We start from the raw sequence: 16884 nt of genomic DNA on the forward strand, positions 1-16884 counted from the left end.
CTTTTCCCCTGTGGCTCAAAGTTCATCTCACACTTTGCCTTATTTTCTCTAATAAAAATATCAGTTGATGCAGCTCCTGCTCCTCCAGTCCTCTTAGCCCCTCTGCAATTATCTGGCGATTCCCCGGAAGGTGCTCGAAAAGAAGCTGTTTACCTGCTTCCGTCAGTGAGATTACGGATTTTCTGCCGTCTTTGGGATGGGGAGCCCGGTGTATCAGACCGTCTGTTTCCAATGGTGCAAGCAAAAGACTAATGTTGGCCTTCGTCACTCCAATGCACGCTGCCAAGCGTGAAGGCAGGATACTGTCACCATGCTTCGCGATCTCTACCAATAGTCGGATTCTTGCACCGTTCATGCCTTTTGCATGCCAATATTTTTCTGAGAGTCCCACCAAATCTGCGGTGGCGTCTACCAAGGAAAAGAATGCTTTTGTCCGTAAAGGGGGCTGTTTTACATACGTTTCGAGATCATCTGCCATACTCTCCCCCCTTATTTAGTTAAGCGCTTAACAATTTGAAATGTAATCCATCTGTATTTTTTTGTCAATGGACAATACTTTTTCATTCCGCGAGTAAATATTTTTTGTCGAGAAACTAAAATCGGGTTAAATAGAATTAAAAAGAACTGATGGGTATATACACCTTATCCATCAGTTCTTTCTCTATGAAAAGTTTTCTCTTATTAAGTTGAGTTCGAAGATTTATGTTTTATACGACTAGTAACGATTCAAGTTTTTAATGTACTTACCATTAGCCACTTGTCCCTCGTAAATCCAGCCTGGTGGAACAGGTGAATATTTACTTACTAATAATCTGGTTCCATAAGGAGCTCCAACGACATTCATGATCGTTTTGCTATCATAATTTTCTCGTGATACAACCCATCCAGTTGGAATGGGAGAGAACTTCGTCACATTGAACTCCGTACGATAAGATGCTCCTATTACATATTTGATCACCCGACCAGCTACTTCATCTCGTAAAACTACCCATCCTGCTGGAACGGGAGAATATTTACTAACTCTTAATTCTGTACCATATGGAGCACCTGCTGTATTTTTAATGAGCTTGGAACCTAGGTCTTCACGAATGACGACCCACCCTGCTGGAACAGCAGCAGACTTACGAATCCATTCCTCATCCGAGCTCCATCTGGCAGAAACTAATGATTGTTCTTTCTGCCCACCAACACTAGTGGCTTGAATCGGAGACGTTAACACTGCAGAAAATACGGCTACACTTAATGCTGAAAAAACCATTTTCTTGAACATAGTGATTCCCACCTCTCCTATCATTAACATCTACCAAAATATACCATTTACTTTAAAACAAGTAAATCTTTAAGAAAAGTCAATTAATTCCATACCGCTATACGTATCTATCAATAACCTAAGTAAATATTTTTTATCGAGAAACTAAAAAAATTCCTTTGCTATCGAAAACGCAAACAAATATTCTGAATATACGTTTTCTATCATTTTAAAGGGGGGTATTTATGAAAAAGGGACTGGCAATTGCAACCTGTCTTACCTTGCTTTTCGGGGTACTAGCGGGGTGCTCGAACTCTTCCGCACCTGCTGAACCCACTGGCTCCACTACACCTGCAGAAGCGACAAAAACAGAGCCGATGGTGTTAAAATGGAGCATCAACAGCGAGCCGCCTTCGATGGACCCTGGGATCGCCGTCGACGCGGATTCGTTTGACATGATTTACGCTGCCTTTGAAGGTTTGACCAGCTATGACCTGAATGGTCAACTCGTCAATGCTACGGCTGAGAGCTTCACCAACTCGCCGGATTACATGAACTACACCTTCAAAATTCGCAAGGACGCCAAATGGAGCAACGGAGATCCTGTCACCGCCCATGATTTCGTCTATGCGATCAAGCGCAACCTCGATCCGAAAACAGCGTCCGAGTACGCCTATCAGCTTTACTACATTAAAGGAGGAGAGGAGTACAATACGGGGAAAGGCAAAGCAGAGGATGTAGGCGTCAAGGCTGTAGACGACTACACCGTCGAGTTCAACCTGAAGTCACCGACTCCCTTTTTCCGTGAGCTAACCTTCTTCCCGACCCTCTTCCCGCTGCATCAAAAAACGCTGGAAGGAAACCCGAAATGGGCGAATGAAGCGAAAACAATCGTGGGAAATGGTCCATTCATTATGGACAAGTGGGAGCACAAAAGCAGAATCGTCTTTACGAAAAATCCGAACTACTGGGATAAGAACAACGTCAAGCTCGACCAGATTGAAATCGCTATGATCGAGGACAACAATACTGCGTTCTCGATGTTCGAAAATGGCGACATCGACTGGGGCGGCTATCCTGCCTCCACACTTCCGACCGACGCAATCCCTACACTCAAAGATGCGGGCAAGCTGATGGTCGCGGATAATCCAGGCACACAATCCGTTGTTTTTAATACAAATAAACCACCATTCAACAACAAAAAAATTCGCCAAGCCTTCGCTTATGCCATCAACCGTCAGGAAATCATCGACAATATTTTGCAGACGGGTGTTCCAGCCGCCTATGGTTGGGTACCGACTTCCATGGGATTAAAAGCAGACGGCTACTTTAAAGAAGACCAGGCGAAAGCCAAAGCACTGCTGGAAGAAGGCATGAAGGAGCTCGGACTCTCGACCTTCCCGACTGTCACTTACACCTTTGACACGAATGATACCAACAAAAAGCTGGCCGAAGCCCTGCAAGATCAGTGGAAAAAAGCACTCGGCGTCGACGTGAAGCTGTACACAGCGGAGCTGAAGGTGTACCGCGACATGAGATCGCAAGCCAACTTTGACATGATCCGCTTCCAATGGGGTGCAGACTTCAACGACCCGATCAACTTCCTGGAGATGTTCCGCGACAAAACGGGCGGAAACAACCACCCGGATTGGGAAAATGCCAAGTTCAAAGAGCTGATCGACAAGAGCTACAACGAGCCTGACCTCGACAAGCGCAAGCAAATTTTGCTGGACGCAGAAACGATTTTGATGGACGAAATGCCGCTCGCTCCGATCAACTTCCGGGGAAGCCCGTATGTGAAGAACGACAAAGTGAAAGATTTCATCATCTTCCCGCTCGGTGGGGCGTACTTCAAGTACACATCCGTCAATAAATAAGAACGACGCAACATGAACAACAGGCTGTACCAGTCCTTCGCAGACGGTACAGCCTGTTGCTCTGTTTCGGTACACATTTTCTTACAAAAACTTTTTCATTTCATCAAATGCCAGATGACGAGCCCCAGCCTGACAATGCTGCTCGCCTCCCGTTTCCCTGGTAAAGACTTTCGTTGTAATCGACGCTGCATTGCACAGTTCCCGCTGAATTTGCGGCAGACGGCTGATGGGAACGTACTGATCCTCCTCCCCTGCCAGGAGCAATACATCCTGGTTGATCAATGCACCAATCCCTTCCATCGTATGCTTCTCAAAGTTTTTCAAGAGGCCAAATGGCGTTGTCTCCCCTGTGTTTTCCATGCCTTTTGTGATTTTCCACTTCACGTCAATGCTTGCCTCCATCATTTTTTCAAACATCGCATTGACCTGCTCGGCTTCATCCGTAGCCAACAGGGCAGTCAGCTTCTTCCACAGTTCATCCGGCATCCGTATTTTCAGCGCATCGAGGCCGCAATAGAAAATATTGAAGGCAATCACTTTATCGATCCGTTTTTCAAAAGCGGCCGCTCTCATTGCCAAATATCCGCCCCATGAGCCTCCCAGCACGCTGACTCTCTTTAACTGAAAGTAGTCAATGACTGCCGCAATCGGCTTCTCCCAGCTATGAATGAATTTCAGCCCATTTTTTAGTGCGGTTCCTTGTCCAGGACCATCAAACACAATAATATGGTAACCAGTCCCTCTCAAAAATCTCATCATCTTCACGAGTTCTTCCATGTAGGAATCATAGCCCCCGAATACTAGCAAGGTTTTGGTAGCACCAGGCGTGAACAATCTGATCGCTGGCAAATAAGAATTTTCATAAGGAATTTGAAAGGATTCATAGTCAAAATCATGGAATCCCTTATAAAACGTCTCGCGGTATTTCTGGTACATTATCTCTTTGTTCGGATCTGATGGCAGCAAATAAAATTCCGCTGCTTGATAATAGGCGGAAGCCAGATCGTAATCCTGCTTATCTTCCCGCATGACAGCATGTTCTCTCCAAGCCTCATACCAGCTTTCTGCATCTGTCAATCTTGGAACGATCGTTTTCAAATCGCTGCTGGTCCGTTCATCTTCCTCATAGTAGTCATGGATAAAACGATTGATTTGCAAATTGAACTGTTCGTTGTCCACGTACATTTTAAACATGGTATCCCTCCTCTGATCGGTTACAAGCCCATCGTATAGGGACTACCTTGAACGAACCATAAGCAAAAACACTTCATTCGTACGAAATCGGACGATATGCACGCTGATGGTTCGAAAAGCGACTTTTAAAAGGAGATTGACTGGATGAATGAAGATGTTCGCGTCTATAAGACCAAAAAAAGCATTGCAAGCGCGCTCGTCAGTCTGCTGAAGGAAAAAGATTTCAGTCAAATTACGATCAAGGATATTTGTACCCGCTCACTCACCAGCAAGTCCACTTTTTACAGCCACTATACGGATAAGTACGACCTGCTGGAAAAAATGGTCAAGTATCAGGCCGACTTTTTTCAAAAAGAAATGGCGCGTCGCTTCGTGTCCATCCAACGTGGCAACGTGGCAAAAGTTATTGAAATGATCATCGATCTGACCGCGGCGAATAAAACGGAAATTGCCACGCTGCTAAACGTGCATGTTCCCTCCGCTGATTTGAGCAAAGAGGTTGAGCTCATCTTATACCACGCCTGCTATTCTTACTTGGACAAGGCACTGTCTTCACCAACTGTCTCGGTTGACTATCTGGCCAAGCTCTACGTTGCAAATGCCATGGTGCTTTTAAACTGGACGCTGCAAAATGAAAAAGACATGGGCGCGATTCAATTGGCCAGCACCATGCAACAGTACATTTTTGAATGGGTACAAAACGGTCATCCGAGTATCGGAACACATTCATGAGACATTTTGCATACAGAAAAACCCGGATGCAATCTGCCACAGAGGCAGTACAACCGGGTTCCTTTTTTATACAGTCACAGACGATTGGTGCTCTGTGCCGTTGTATACTTTTGTATCCAGCTCTTTTGTCACTCGGCTCGTCAAGAGTCCGGACGTCATGCTTCCGCTTACGTTGAGCGCTGTGCGGCCCATGTCAATCAACGGCTCAACGGAAATGAGCAGACCGACAATTGCAATCGGCAAATTCATCGTGGACAAAACGAGCAGTGCTGCAAAGGTCGCTCCGCCCCCAACACCTGCAACCCCGAAGGAGCTGAGTGCCACTACTGCGATCAGCGTCAGGATGAACGATGGTGTCAGCGGATCTATTCCTGCGACTGGTGCTACCATGATGGCCAGCATGGCCGGATACGTCCCTGCGCAGCCGTTTTGTCCGATAGAGAGTCCAAAGGAGCCTGCGAAGTTGGCAATTCCCTCAGGAACACCCATGCTTTGCTGCGTTTTTACATTCAGCGGCAACGCGCCCGCGCTGGTACGCGAAGTGAAGGCAAACGTCAGGACAGGGAATGCTTTTTTCACATAGGTGATTGGATTCAATCCTGCAAACGTCAACAGCAACAGATGGATGATAAACATGATGATCATCGCCACATACGAAGCGACAACGAACTTGCCCAGCTGCCAGATGGCATTGTAATCGCTGGTAGCTGCTACTCTGATCATGATTGCCAGTACACCATATGGCGTCAGGCGCAAGATCAAAGTCACGACACGCATTGTAATCGTATGGAATGTATCCACAATTTTCGCGAACAATTCAGCTTGCTCCGGATTTTTGCGTTTTACCCCTAAATAGGCAACCCCGATAATCGCAGAGAAAATCACGACGGCAATCGTAGAAGTCGCCCGATCTCCAGTCAGATCAAGGAAAGGATTCGCAGGAAGCAGTTCCAGAATTTTGGCTGGCATGCTCAAGTTCTGGATATCACCCAAGCGCTGCTCCACCTGTTCAATCCGAGCCGCTTCCGCATCCCCTTGCTGGAATTGTGCCCCGTCGAGATTAAATGCCAAGGTAGTCGAAATCCCGATCGCTGCCGCGACAGCAGTCGTTCCTACCAAAAGTCCGATAATCAGCGTACTGATTTTTCCAATGTTATTAGTTAATTTCATTTTGGTGAAAGCCGATAAAATAGAGATGAATACCAGTGGCATTACGATCATTTGAAGCAGCTTCACATAGCCTTTACCTACAATGTTGTACCATTCGATGGTGGATTTAAGTACGTCCGATTTGGCTCCGTATACGTATTGCAAAATGAGTCCAAATAAAATCCCGAGTCCGAGACCAACAAATACCCGCTTGGAAAAAGAAATATGCTTCTTTTGCATGGCATACAATCCAGCAATGAATAAGAGCAACAAAACAATGTTTACGATGATCAGTAACGTCGACATATATTCCCCTCCCTTTCGTTTTATGTACCTCTCATTATTGTATTCGGTATAAATATAGTTATATTACCAACAATCCCTACTGGTCAAGTATGAATTGTTTTTGTATTATTCCAAACTGTCTTACATAACGTCTTAAAAACCTTGTCCAACTGTAGTGGTGGGGAGGAAACAGGAGAAAACGCTCAGCTTCTTGTCCCACCCGCTGTGGGATTGACTTCCCGACTCCATGCAAAAAGCGAAACCGCGTCCAAAGTGGTCTCTTCCTCGAAGTTATTTCAGAGGTGGACGCTTAAGACGTGTTTCGCTTTTCGCATTGCGTCTCGGTCGGTGTACCAAAGATCTTCGCTGTTTTCTCCTGTTTCCTCTACTAGCTGTTAGAGTTATTCGATTTTTAAAAGCTTTAAAAGAATGAAGAACGTACTCCGTTACGACAGAGAAGAATATTTCCAGACGTAGCGACTTGTGGAGTCCTACCGAGCGGAGAAGGGATTAGCGGGCAATAGAAACGCAACCGTGCCCCTGCGACGAAGCGGCTACCACTTTTGCGGTTCCCCGTTAATCCCTTCGGAGCGGACAGTCCAACCTTCCCGAGGGACGGAGCACGGAGCCTAGTCTGGAAATATTCTTCTCTCCACTACAGCTCAACATAAGAAAACCAGGAACCGCCCTTTGGACGACTCCTGGTTTGTTTGTCGAACAACCATATTTTCTTATTTCAGCTGCTTCACCACCAAACACCACAGCCAAGTAACGACGACCGCACCAATGACTCCGGCAATGACGTTGAAGCCGGCCCACATCCACAGCCAATCACCCAGTACCAAATCGCCCAGCCAGCTACCCAAAAGAGCAGCAATGAGCGAAGCCCACCAGCCTGATCCTGCCGCTTTTCCTGAACAGATCCTACTCATTGCCCACCAAACGACCACACCGACGACAGCCCATACGAACCAGAACATTCGTACACACTCCCTCTCTCATGATGGTGACGCTTACATAAGGTCCAAAATAATGACTAGTTATCTATTACCATCATATTGAACAAAAGAGAAAGTGTGCATAGGCATTTAATTCGTATACAGTTCCGCGCGGCGGTTGGCTACGCTTGGCAATTTGCCCCGTACTCGTTCAATCCGACTGACATCCAGTTCTGTGATCAATAATGTTTCTTCTTCCCCAGCACTGGCGATCACGACCCCCATCGGATCGACGAACATGCTCCGTCCGGCAAAAATATTTCCGACCTGATCAGCCGCACATACAAACATCGTGTTTTCAATGGCACGCGCACGAACCAGCGTCTCCCAGTGATCCTCTTTCATCGCTCCGGCTACCCAGCCTGCTGGCACAAACAAAATATCGGCACCTTGGAGCGCAAACTGTCTCGCGATTTCCGGGAAGCGCACCTCGTAGCAAACCATCAGCCCGATTTTGCCGAATTCCGTTTCCACCACTTGATACGGATTATCCCCAGGCGCGATGAAGTCCGATTCTGTGTAGGAAAAGGCATCGTACAAATGTGTCTTGCGGTACGTATGCAGCAGCTGTCCTTCACGGCCTAGAAAAACAGTCGTATTGTAAGCGCGGTTTTCATCATTCTCGATCGATTCAAACACACCGCAAACCACATAAACTCCATGCTCCCGAGCAAGCTCTGCCAAGCCAGAGACAAATGGACCATCCAGCTTTTCCGCTACCTCTGCTGGCGTTACCCCTGATTTTGGCGTGGCAGGTGCACTGTACATTTCAGGCAAGATTACAAAATCTGCCCCTGCTACTTTTGCTTTTGCGATGTAATCGGCTGCTTTTTGCAAATTTTGCGTCTTATCCATCGTCGCTGTAAGTTGGGCAATTGCTACTTTCATGAGTATCCCCCGTCCTTTCCATTCATCCAAAGCTCTCGTTTTCTTACTTGCTAGTATAACTGATTTTGACCGAGTTCCAAGTAATTATGCTTTACCAGCTGGACGTCTTGTATATAATGGACTTGTCATCTTGCCTATTTATTTTCACCCTATCGAAAGTAGGTGAGTCCATGTCCATCCGTATCAAGCTGCTGCTCTCTTACACAGGGATGCTAGTAATCAGCTTGCTGACGTTTTTCGTAGCCGCCAGCCTATTTACAATTGCGGCGACAGGCGATATTAACAGCTTTCGCGACTTTTATAAAGTGCATTATCAGCTCAATCCGCTGACTGAACAAGAAGAGAATATTTTCCTTGAATTGAAATATCTCGCCAAGAATGAGCCGGATCAGTTGCAAAACCAGGAGCTGCTTGCCGATTACGATTTCAAGCTTAAAACGGTACGAGCCGGCCTGTATGTCCGCAGGGAGAGTAATCAAGTCTTTGCCTCCCCAACCATCAATCAGCCCGAGCTGGAAAACAGCTTGCCCCCCTATGACTTGAACAACAACCAGATTCGCAACACGTTCAACATCGGAGAAAGATTTTATGCGTATGCCAAGTTTGACTTCAAGTTTTCAGATGGCGCAAAAGGCAGTGTCTTTGTAATCCGCGAACGCAGTCCATTTGGTGAGGTTATCCGCAAACTGCTGCCGATTCTCGTGTTCCTCCTCCTCGGCGTCATTGTCATTGCAAACGTCTTGTTGTACCGCTGGATTACCCGCAGCGTCGTCAAGCCGCTTGATTTACTGCGCAATTCGGCTGAGTACATCAAGGAAGGCAATCTGGACTTTGAGCTTCATCTGCACACGAAGGACGAGATTGGACAACTGAACGAAGCGTTCGAAAACATGCGCAAACGATTGCAGGAATCCGTGCAGCTGCGCCTTGCGGACGAAGAAAGTCGCAAAGAATTGATTTCCAACATCTCGCATGATTTGCGTACACCGATTACCAATATTAAAGGCTACATCGAGGGAATCCGCGATGGTGTAGCTGATACCCCAGAGAAAATGGACAAGTACGTGAACATCATTTACTCCAAAGCAGTAGACCTCGACATGCTCGTCGATGAGCTGTTTCTCTACTCCAAGCTCGATCTGAAACAAGTCCCCTTTACGTTTGAACATGTAGATATCGTGCGGTTTTTGGATGATTGTATCGACGAGCTACACTACGATCTGGAAAAGAAGGGCATTACGATTCAGTGGAATAAGCGTACAGCCGAAGGCACCCTGGTCATCGCCGATCTGGAAAAAATCAAGCGCACTGTCTTAAACATTATTGGCAACTCGCAAAAATACATGGATAAACCTGAGAAAATCATCTACGTCTCGGTTCAAGCGGACGACCAATGGGCGACCATTGAAATAAAAGACAACGGCATCGGTATCCCGCAAGAAGCCATTCCTCACCTGTTCGAACGCTTTTATCGGGTGGAGCAATCCCGTAATTCTGCCACGGGCGGTAGCGGTCTCGGACTCTCCATCGCGCGCCAGATCGTCGAGGGTCACGGTGGCACCATCTGGGTGGAGAGCAAGCAAGGGGCAGGTACCAGCCTGTTCTTTACGTTAAAACGTACCCACAAACAATAGGAGGTGCACATTCCCATGTCTTCACGCATCCTCATCATTGAAGATGAGACGACCATCGCTCAGCTGGAGCGAGATTATTTTGAACTGAACGGCTTTCAGGTCGATTTATGCCACACTGGCAACGAGGGCTTGCCGCTTGCAATCAATGGCGACTACAGTTTGATCATCGTTGATTTGCAGCTTCCGGGCATGGACGGCTTCGAATTGTGCAGCCAGATCAGACAAGTCAAGGAAGTGCCGATCCTGATCGTCTCCGCCAAAAAAGAAGAGATCGATAAAATCCGCGCCTTTAATCTCGGTGCCGATGACTATATTACAAAGCCGTTTAGCCCAAGCGAATTAGTAGCCAGAGCCAAAGCCCATCTGACAAGATACGAGCGTTTGACAGCCCGACAACCTCAACCATCGAACGCAGAGATTCACATTCGCGGTCTCGTCATCGACAAAGTATCCCGAAGAGTCTATGTACGCAATCAGGAAGTCATTTTCACGACAAGAGAATTCAATCTGCTTGAATTTCTAGCAACCCACCCGAATCGAGTTTTTAACAAAAATGAGCTGTTCGAACGAATCTGGGGCATGGATTCCAGCGGAGATATCGCGACCGTTACGGTGCACATTCGCAAGCTGCGTGAAAAGATCGAAGTCGATCCGTCCAACCCGCAGTATATCGAGACGGTCTGGGGTGCCGGTTACCGATTTACTGTCTAAGCGTGAACACCATGATCATTACAAAAACCTTCAGCGAAAACGAGGACGGATTTTCCGCTCTACGTCAAATCTGGGGGTTTTTTATCTTTTTTTAAGAACTTTTTTAGATTCTATTAATCTCTTGTTTCTTGGCAGTTTAGGTCTCTCGTCTATCCTATAGGTAATCAAGTAACAACTGACTCTAAAGGAGGACCAACCGATGAGAAAGTTTTCCAATAAAATTGCAATCATGATGCTCGCCACTGTTTTGGGCACAGCATCCCTTCCTTACGCTGTACTGAACGTACAAGCAGCTTCCACTCCCCTGAGTGCACAAGAAATTCAAAAAGCGGTTAGTGAGCTCGCCAAGCTGCAAGTGATGCAAAGCAACTCCAACGCTCACAATCAAGTTACGCGCGCTGAACTGGCAAAAATGGTCTCGCACACATTTGGTTTGCAAGGCGGCAAAACAGATAAATCCGTAACCTTCACGGATGTGAAAACAAATGATTGGTTCTACAAATACGCGGTTGACCTGGTATCTCTTGATATTATGCAAGCTAAAGATGGCAAGTTCGATCCGCGTGGAACTGTGACGGATGCTGAGCTCACTCAAGTCGTTGCAAAAGCGCTCAAGCGCGATGCGAAGTCCGTTAACTACTGGGCAGAACGCTTCTTATCAGCAGACAGCACCGCTACTCGCGGCGAAGCCGCTTATCTGTTGAATACGGCTCGTCAGGCGATGCCTTCTGACAAAGCGAGCATCACGAATGTACAAGCCTTGAACGAAATTACATTGATTGTGACCTTCGACGCTCCGTTGACCACAGAAAACGAAGCATTTGCAAAAGCAAAAGAAGACTTTGTCTTCAGCGAAGGTCTGACACTGACTAACATGCCGCGTCTGAAAACGGGTTCTACCAATACTTACATTGTGCCGACCTCGGTTCAAAAACCAGGAATCACCTACGAGCTGACTTACAAAGGGAAAAAGGCGGGCACCTTCCAAGGCAACGCAACCAAGATCGACATGACGGAAGTACGACAAGTAACAAACGACACGTTTGAAGTCGAGTCCTTGCGTGCAAATGGTGTCCTTGATTACGGATACATCATCTCTGCCTACAGCGGCGGACGTGGAGCAAATGCATTGGTGCTGGATCAAAACAACAGTGCAGACGGCAAAACGTATCAAATCATTCCTTCCATGCAAGCAAGACAAGTGACCATTACACCGGAAGGCGGACAACCAATCGTAGCGAAATACGTGCCTTTCACACAATCAACAGACGGCAAGCAAGAAATTAAATTCCGTCTCCCAGAAGGCCAAGTCCTGACTCCGGGCGTTACGTATACCATTACGTCCGACTGGGCGAATATCGGGAATCCTACCTTCGTCGCAAAAGAAATCGCTCCACTCGAAATCAGCGAAGCTAAAGCAGCTAGTGAAACTTCTATCACCATTACCCTGACAGAGGACCCGGGAGACGAGCTGTTCTCCGGACGCAGCGTAGAACTCACTAGTGCAGACGGAGAAAAACTGCTGGCGACGTACAAATATTCCAGCCGCAAAGGTACCACAGGCGTGTTTGACATCCAGCAGGATGGTAAACTGAAAGCAGGTACCACATACACGGTAACACCTGTCGGCGATTGGGCTGGCAAATCTTCTGCTGAGCTGACAGTGGGGTAGTCTTTGTGTGATGCAGGTATCCAAATCAACAGAAAGATGTGGGCTCGCTATACTGCGTATTGGTCTTATGACGATCGCCATTGCTCTGACTGGGTGTGAGATGAATTGGAATACCCTTTTAGCGAGTGGCGAGCAGCAAGCAACCCAGGCGGTGAAAGTTGAAATGGATAAGCTAAATCAAGCCTTATTGACAGCAACCAGTCAAGGAGACAAAGCAGCGATTGAGAGGCTGCTTGCAGAGGGGGCGGATATTGACGCTACCGATAGTAGGGGCCGCACCTCTGCGATGATCGCGGTCCACACTGCTCAACTCGACATTTTCAACTTGTTGGTTACACACGGCGCCAACATCAACATCCGAGACAACAACTTAGACAATCCCCTGCTCTTCGCAAGCGCAGCAGGCCAGCTCGCATTCGTAAAAGCCTCGATAGCAGCAGGTGCCGACACGACCATTACGAACCGTTTTGGCGGAACGGCTTTGATTCCAGCAGCTGATCGTGGACATGTCGAGATCGTCAAGGAACTGCTCACCACCTCTGATATCAACATTGATCACGTCAACAGATTGGGCTGGACCGCTCTCTTAGAAGCAGTGATTTTGGGCGATGGTGGCAAGAAGCATCAGGAAATCGTGAAGCTCCTGATCGAGCACAAAGCAACTGTCAATCTCGCTGATCACGATGGCGTAACGCCTCTCGGGCATGCGAAGAAGCATGGCTACAAAGAAATGATTGAAATGCTCACGCAGGCGGGCGGTAAATAAAGAATTTCTCCCATATGAAGAAGGATAGGATCGTCAGAAATCACCTGACCCCTATCCTTTTTCTTATTTTCTAGACCAAAAGACCCCGCTAAACTCAAAACTTTTTCTATATTCAGGCGTCAATTACTAGTGGACTATTCCATTATGCCTATACCATTTTGATTGGAGCCTGTTTTACATGACCGTCAGCTCGTTTACAACTATTTTGGAAACGGACAAACGCATCCGAAAAGCTTCTCCTAACCTTGAAGCCAAGGTGGAGATGTACAAGCTCTTTCTTGCTTCTACAGACGCTATTGAAATCCATATGAGTAACCTGACGCATCCTTTGACTACCCTCAGAATCTATGACATCCATCGAACCAAACTCGCAGAAGCTGAATATAGTCCGAACGCCCCCATCATCCTTCCTTTTTTTCCGGAGGAGGATGGTCTTTACTACGTGCAACTGACGATTGGGCCTGATCCAGACCCGCAGCACATCTATCAACTGCACGTGGATAAGTACAAACGCCTATCGGGGATCATCCATCAATCGGAGGAATTTACCGTAGAAAATGGTCCGTACATGATTGGACCAGAGGATGCCATCATAACTGCTGGGACTTCAATCAGCTTTGAAGCAGGTACCTCCATCAACGTACGCTGCCAAAACAAGATCTTCGTCCAAAACGGTGCCTCTATTTCTTTTCGCGGGGAATCAGACAAACCCGTCGTCGTCATCGGCGCTATTGACGATACAACCGCACATCGTTGGAATCAGCTCGTGTTATCTCCCTTGGCTGAAGCAACCTTCCAGCACATGATTGTGCAATACGACAACGACGAAGACGGAGTGGACTTCTTGACCTCAGCAGCCCCTTTCGTGGCGATCGCCTCATCCGTTGAAGAATTCGAGTCAACCGTTGCCAAAACGAGCTATGTGGAGCGGGCCGCAGTCGTGTCTCCCTCTTCTCGCTTGGACTTCATTAAAACTTGGTTCCAGCAATCCAGCCCTTATCGGTTCCATATTTTTGGCGATCTCTTGCCTGAGCTTTATTTCGGCATTGATGTCACCACCTTTGCGCGATGGGAAACGGACACGAATCGGATTAATGAAGAACGCGTAGAAGCTGGTGAAATCAATTACTGGGATTTTGTTAACGGCAACTTCACTGCCGATTTGATAGAAGCTACGTATCTGTTTGCCAATAATGAGAGCAGCCCCGAGCTGCGAATCCAACGATTGATTGATTTTCTGATCATCGCGCAAAAATGGAGGAGAAAACACGGGTGCTTCAGCCTGTTCGACATGATCGATCCATTCCATAATCACGACGAGGAATTTTACAAAACGTTTGAACAGATGTCGTCCTCCTTCTGGCTCGCGCACAATACGTCCATTATTCACTGGGATACGCTTTCACGAGAACTCGGCATTTGGCAAAAAGAAAGTTTCTTCGAACGGCAATTCATCAACTCCGTCATGATTCGTCTGCACTTCGCAGCCGATCTGCCGTTCTCCCTTCCGGGGTATGGAAACAACATTCCACCTGTCGGCTTTCTCGGTATTTCCATTCACTTTGGCCCGTTCCGCTATCCAGAGGATTATCCGGCACCCGAGCCTGAATTCGACGTCAATTACGGCGAACTCTCTACAGCTACCTATGTGAAATTTATGTTCGAATCGTTTCTCAATGGCAAAACGAATCCCGTCTACACGTGGTGGATACCTACGCAAGCGGATAAGGAGCTGTTTCGAACTTTGCAAGAAAAGGGCATCTCGCTGGATTCCCCTCCGGAAGATTGGGACCGCGAATTCGTGCAGCCTGCTAGAAAAACGCTGGAGGAGATTCGGGCATACTATCTGAACCCTACTAAAAATGAAAGATTCACCTCCAACTGTTGAGGTCGGGAGAAGCCATGCCACATGTTTTCCAGTCGCCTGTATCCTCTCTTCGTTCGGGCGGTCTCCTTCCAAACATGTGACATGACTTTCGAACAGCAGATGATTATTTCGGGGGATTAGACCTTTTTGGCAGTTATGTCTGGGAGTTTTTTGAGGGAGATGATCTTTTGTTTCAGCATCTTGTGTAATCTGCATGAAGTATTTCACTTTTAGAAAGCACAACAAGCTGCGTAGAAAGAAGCGCATTTCCAGTCCAAGCGCCTCTGGAGCCCGACAAAGCGGAGGGCTGAATGGAGGGAGTGCTTTTAGCTTCAACTCTGCGAATACCTCAACGAAACTCCTACTTTTGAAGCGGCTCCCGGAGTGGACAGTCTAACCCACAGCGGGGCGTAGGCCGAAGCGTAGACTGGAAATGCGCTTCTTTCCCCACTAGAGCTACTAATTAATTCACAAAATTTTTCCCATAGTAAATTTCGTCCATCTCTATTTGCAATTGCTTTGCAATATCCTCCTGCTCCTCCGGAGTCAGCTTATCCTTCGTGTATCCGAACAAATAATTGTTCAGATCAAATTGCCTGCGTTTGCATTTGGTATGGAAAATATTATCTTGGTATACATTCACATCAATCATGTGGAACAATTCCTTAATTTCCTTGGGAATATAATTTTGGATCGAACTGATGTCGTGATCGATAAACAGCTTGTATCCATGTATATCCCGGGTAAAACCGCGCACCTTGTAATCAATTGTCATCAAGTCTGTATCAAACGAACGAATTAAATAATTGAGTGCTTTGAGCGGAGAAATCTCGCCACAGGTCGATACGTCGATATCAGCCCGGAATGTGCTGATGCCCTCCGTTGGATGGTACTCGGGGTACGTATGCACCGTAATATGGCTCTTGTCCAATTGCAGCACCACATTTTCTGGCAAAGGTCCGGGGGATTCCTCATAAGATTCAGTAGGGACTTCTACAACTGGCCCCTCGGATACAAGAACAGTGACGCTCGCACCTTGTGGTACATAATCTTGTTGGGCGACATTCAGTACATGTGCGCCGATAATATCCGACACGTTTTTCAGGATATTCGTCAATCGCTCTGCATTGTATTGTTCATCTATGTATTCGATATACGCTTCCCGTTCCGCTTTTGTTTTTGTGTAGCAAATGTCATACATGTTGAAGCTGAGTGACTTAGTCAAATTGTTGAAGCCATGCAGCGTAACGTTTTGTTCTGTTTTTTGTTCCAAGCGCATTTCCCCCTGTGGTAGCATCCAAAACTCGTTCGCTCTTACTTTTTCCTCCACCTCGTTCATAAATACCCATTACTTTTGTCCTATACAAAAATGATTCAATAGCATTAGTAAAACTTTACAGGATATGGTTCTAATCCCCTTGGTTTAGTGATAAAATATCGAAGTGTGTCAAAATTTAGAAGAAAGGGGGAAATTATCATGCATTGGTATACAAGTGTATTGAAGAAATATGTTGCCTTTGAAGGAAGAGCTAGACGTCAAGAATATTGGATGTTTACTTTGTTCAACATCATCGTATCTATGGTAATTGCTCTCGTAGACTACTTAATTGGTACAGGATCTATTTTAGGCATGATCTATTCATTAGCTGTTTTACTGCCTAGTTTGAGTGTAACTGCACGCCGATTGCACGATACTGGAAAAAGCGGTTGGTGGATCCTTCTCTCGTTTATTCCTTTAATCGGCGCAATTGTTTTGCTCATATTCTTGTGCAAAGACAGCGAAGGAGACAACAAATACGGTGCGAATCCAAAAACTTCGCAATCCTTCTAAAGTCTCCATCACCTCTCCTGATAAAGGAGAG

The 16884-nt window shown here is 46.7% G+C and carries 15 protein-coding genes; 8 read left to right on the plus strand and 7 right to left on the minus strand.

The window, feature by feature from the left end:
* Window positions 1–22 precede the first annotated feature (22 nt).
* Entirely contained in the window at window positions 23–478 is a 456-nt protein-coding gene (locus C7R92_RS07650) for a MarR family winged helix-turn-helix transcriptional regulator (protein WP_106833783.1), read from the minus strand.
* Between the two features lie 237 nt (window positions 479–715).
* Window positions 716–1270, minus strand: a complete 555-nt coding sequence (locus tag C7R92_RS07655; protein ID WP_106833784.1) for a hypothetical protein — start codon at window positions 1268–1270, stop codon at window positions 716–718.
* Window positions 1271–1494: 224 nt separating this feature from the next.
* Between C7R92_RS07655 and C7R92_RS07660 the strand changes: the two genes are divergently transcribed.
* A complete protein-coding gene (locus C7R92_RS07660) occupies window positions 1495–3126 on the plus strand; it encodes a peptide ABC transporter substrate-binding protein (protein ID WP_069846986.1) in 1632 nt (543 codons plus the stop codon).
* An 81-nt stretch (window positions 3127–3207) separates the two neighbouring features.
* On the opposite strand, the gene C7R92_RS07665 is transcribed toward C7R92_RS07660, so the two are convergent.
* Window positions 3208–4320 carry an alpha/beta fold hydrolase gene (locus tag C7R92_RS07665; RefSeq protein WP_106833785.1) on the minus strand — a complete coding sequence of 371 codons (1113 nt, stop codon included), beginning with the start codon at window positions 4318–4320 and terminating at the stop codon, window positions 3208–3210.
* A 144-nt stretch (window positions 4321–4464) separates the two neighbouring features.
* Between C7R92_RS07665 and C7R92_RS07670 the strand changes: the two genes are divergently transcribed.
* Window positions 4465–5052, plus strand: coding sequence for a TetR/AcrR family transcriptional regulator (locus tag C7R92_RS07670; protein WP_069846990.1), 588 nt, complete (start codon window positions 4465–4467; stop codon window positions 5050–5052).
* A 66-nt stretch (window positions 5053–5118) separates the two neighbouring features.
* On the opposite strand, the gene C7R92_RS07675 is transcribed toward C7R92_RS07670, so the two are convergent.
* The 3 genes from C7R92_RS07675 to C7R92_RS07690 all read right to left on the minus strand — a co-directional run bounded on the left by C7R92_RS07675 (window position 5119) and on the right by C7R92_RS07690 (window position 8372).
* Window positions 5119–6507: an L-cystine transporter gene (locus tag C7R92_RS07675; protein WP_106833786.1), complete on the minus strand. Its 1389-nt coding sequence runs from the start codon at window positions 6505–6507 to the stop codon at window positions 5119–5121.
* A gap of 710 nt (window positions 6508–7217) precedes the next feature.
* Complete coding sequence (locus tag C7R92_RS07685) at window positions 7218–7466, minus strand: hypothetical protein (protein WP_069846996.1); 249 nt, start codon at window positions 7464–7466, stop codon at window positions 7218–7220.
* 108 nt (window positions 7467–7574) lie between these two features.
* Window positions 7575–8372, minus strand: a complete 798-nt coding sequence (locus C7R92_RS07690) for a carbon-nitrogen hydrolase family protein (RefSeq protein ID WP_106833787.1) — start codon at window positions 8370–8372, stop codon at window positions 7575–7577.
* A gap of 170 nt (window positions 8373–8542) precedes the next feature.
* On the opposite strand from C7R92_RS07690, the gene C7R92_RS07695 reads away from it, so the two are divergent.
* From C7R92_RS07695 to C7R92_RS07715, 5 genes are all read left to right on the plus strand, one after another.
* Window positions 8543–10006 (plus strand): sensor histidine kinase, encoded by a 1464-nt coding sequence (locus C7R92_RS07695; RefSeq protein ID WP_208636188.1) that lies wholly within the window; start codon window positions 8543–8545, stop codon window positions 10004–10006.
* Window positions 10007–10021: 15 nt separating this feature from the next.
* The gene (locus C7R92_RS07700) at window positions 10022–10717 is read left to right on the plus strand and encodes a response regulator transcription factor (RefSeq protein ID WP_069847003.1); all 696 of its coding nucleotides are present in this window, start codon (window positions 10022–10024) and stop codon (window positions 10715–10717) included.
* A 199-nt stretch (window positions 10718–10916) separates the two neighbouring features.
* A complete protein-coding gene (locus C7R92_RS07705; RefSeq protein ID WP_106833789.1) occupies window positions 10917–12389 on the plus strand; it encodes an S-layer homology domain-containing protein in 1473 nt (490 codons plus the stop codon).
* A 100-nt stretch (window positions 12390–12489) separates the two neighbouring features.
* Complete coding sequence (locus C7R92_RS07710; RefSeq protein WP_106833848.1) at window positions 12490–13155, plus strand: ankyrin repeat domain-containing protein; 666 nt, start codon at window positions 12490–12492, stop codon at window positions 13153–13155.
* A 178-nt stretch (window positions 13156–13333) separates the two neighbouring features.
* The gene (locus tag C7R92_RS07715; RefSeq protein ID WP_106833790.1) at window positions 13334–15043 is read left to right on the plus strand and encodes a hypothetical protein; all 1710 of its coding nucleotides are present in this window, start codon (window positions 13334–13336) and stop codon (window positions 15041–15043) included.
* Between the two features lie 442 nt (window positions 15044–15485).
* Here the strand turns inward: C7R92_RS07715 and speD are convergent, their stop codons facing one another.
* On the minus strand, window positions 15486–16295 hold the full coding sequence (gene speD / locus C7R92_RS07720; protein ID WP_106833849.1) for an adenosylmethionine decarboxylase: 810 nt from the start codon (window positions 16293–16295) through the stop codon (window positions 15486–15488).
* 204 nt (window positions 16296–16499) lie between these two features.
* Between speD and C7R92_RS07725 the strand changes: the two genes are divergently transcribed.
* Window positions 16500–16853, plus strand: coding sequence for a DUF805 domain-containing protein (locus C7R92_RS07725; RefSeq protein ID WP_069847012.1), 354 nt, complete (start codon window positions 16500–16502; stop codon window positions 16851–16853).
* Window positions 16854–16884: the final 31 nt, after the last annotated feature.

Origin of the sequence: Brevibacillus porteri (assembly GCF_003013475.1) — a bacterium.
Taxonomy (GTDB): Bacteria; Bacillota; Bacilli; order Brevibacillales; family Brevibacillaceae; genus Brevibacillus; species Brevibacillus porteri.